General features: G+C 71.7%; 2 protein-coding genes. Both read right to left on the bottom strand.

Annotation, left to right across the window (positions count from 1 at the left end):
• The coding region (locus tag VJR25_RS11220) for an amidohydrolase family protein (RefSeq protein ID WP_324115057.1) at nucleotides 1–672 on the bottom strand (672 nt) is incomplete at its 3' end.
• Between the two features lie 40 nt (nucleotides 673–712).
• Nucleotides 713–2296: primary-amine oxidase (locus VJR25_RS11215; protein WP_324115056.1), on the bottom strand; the 1584-nt coding region annotated here is incomplete at its 5' end.

Raw genomic sequence — 2296 nt, 5'->3', positions numbered from 1 at the left:
CTGCTGCGCCTGGCGCAGCACGCCGACGAGCGTGTCGGCCGGCACCGGGGGCATCGCCCCGAGCACCAGGGCGGTCGCGGCATCCGAGAACACGCCGGTCGGGGCGCCCACGGCATCCCGCACGATCACGCCGCCCGGCGGGTCCGCCGTCGCCGCCGTGATCGCGAGGGCCTCGAGCGCAGCCGTGCCGGCCAGTAGCTGATGGCCGGTGCGGTCGAACAGCACCGTGGGTGTGCCGGGGATGCCGTTCGCGGCCAGGGCGGCGTCGACGTCGGCCGCCGTTCCGGGCCGGCCGAGCTGAGCGGCATCCCACCCCTGGGCGCGGATCCAGCCGTCGGCGCCCACGGCATCGGGCGTCAGCATCGAGACGAGCCCCGCCCAGTCTCCGATGGCCGCGGGCGACACGTCGCGCAGCCCGAACCGCGCCATCGCGAAGCAGACGAGGTGCAGGTGCGTGTCGTTGAGCCCGGGGATGACGGTGCGGCCGTCGAGCTCGATCACCTCGGTGCCGGGCCCGATGAGCCGCTCGGCATCCGCCCCGACCGCGGCGACCTCGCCGCCACGGATCGCGAGGGCGCGCGCCGGGGCGACGGTCGCGCCCGGCGTCCAGTCCGCGAACGTGAGGATGTCGCCGCCGCGCAGCACGAGGTCGGCAGGAGTCGGGGAGGCCATGCGCCCAGTCTTGCGCGGATGGGCGCGTGCGGGGCGGGCGTCAGTCGCCGCAGTCGCAGGCGCCGTCGGCGCAGCATCCTGCCGACGATCCCGCCGTCCCCTCCGGCAGGTCCATCGCGGGGTTCACGTCGTTGAACCCGTACGGCTTGAACCAGAACCCGGCGTAGTCGACCGGCATGATGGGCCAGTCCTCGGTGCGGGGGATGTGCGTGAGGCCGAATGTGTGCCAGAGCACCAGGTCGGTGCCGTCGATCGAGCGGTCATCGGCGGTGTACTCCGGCAGGCCTGCGCCGCCCTGGTGGGCGTTCGGGTAGCGGCCGCCGGGCCAGCGCTCCTCGCGGTCGTACGCGGTCGCCCACAGGTGCTTCGTGGTGAACGTCGCGCGGGCCGCGACCGACGACGCGGGGTCGGCCATGAGCAGTGCGCCCGCCTCGGGCACCAGGTGGTACGCGGTCGGCTTGCCGACGTAGTTGGTGCGGGACGCCGACTGCACCTGCCACACGCGGGCGACCGACGGGTCGGCGAGGCGCTGCGCCTCGAGCTCGGTGCGAAGCGGCGTCTCGGTCCACGTGAACGCGTTGCCGAACGGGTTGTCCGGACCCATCGGCACGCGGGCGGCATCCACCTCGACCAGGCGGTTGTCGTCGCCGTCGATCGCGACATCCAGCCGCGCGCAGAAGAGGTGCTGGTGCACCGGCGCGAACACGCCGGGCGCGATCTCGGGCGCATGCGGGTTCTCCGATCCGGGGATGCCGGCGCCCACGAACACGATGCCGGTCGCCTTGGCCTCGACCTGGATCGAGCCGTCCAGGTAGAAGTACCAGAAGAAGCCGTAGTCGTAGTTGCCGACCGTGGCGAAGTACGAGACGACCAGGCGGCGCGAGCGGCGCACCTGCGCTCCGACCGGGCCCATCTCGGTGTGCTTCCACAGCACGCCGTAGTCCTCTTCGTGCATGCACACGACGTTCGGGATCTGCACCGCGTGCCCGTAGTCGTCGGCGACGTAGCCGTCGAAGTAGTGGATGACGCCCAGGCAGTCGCAGCCGAGCTGCAGCGGGTTGCCGTTCTTTCCGAGCAGGTACTCGCCGGCGTCGAAGTAGCTGATCCAGAACTTGGTGTTGATGGTGTCGCCGTACGGCACGACCATCTCGGGAACGGAGGCGCGGCTCAGCACCGATCGGCCGTCGAACGAGATGTCGCTGAGCACCAGGCCCTCGCGGGCGTTGAAGCCCACCCGCATCGACCACTTCTCCCAGTCGACCTTCGAGCCCTCCACTTGGAAGCTGGGTCCCTCGGGCTGGGTGATCTCGATCGGCTTGAGGCTCGTGCGGGCGGGCCCGACGGCATCCAGCGTGTACTTGCCGGAGCCCGCCGGGACCGGGATGTCGCCCTCGTCCTCGATGCCGATGACCTCGTTGGTCACCAGGTCGATGTGCACGATGAGGCCCTCGACCGGGTGCGCCCAGGGGATGTCGTCCTCGCTGTCGCGCAGGAACGTCAGCGACCGGATGACGCGGCGGCCCACCTCGTTCGCGCGACCGACGAACCCCGGCGCGAGCGGGGAGCAGAACGCGAGCTCGATGCGGTCCTCGAGGCCGCGACGCTTCATGGCGGCGCGCCACTC

The organism is Microbacterium sp. (assembly GCF_035277845.1).
Taxonomy (GTDB): domain Bacteria; phylum Actinomycetota; class Actinomycetes; order Actinomycetales; family Microbacteriaceae; genus Microbacterium.
The sequence above is the reverse complement of the archived record's forward strand: the minus strand, read 5'-3'. Positions and strand labels throughout refer to the sequence as shown.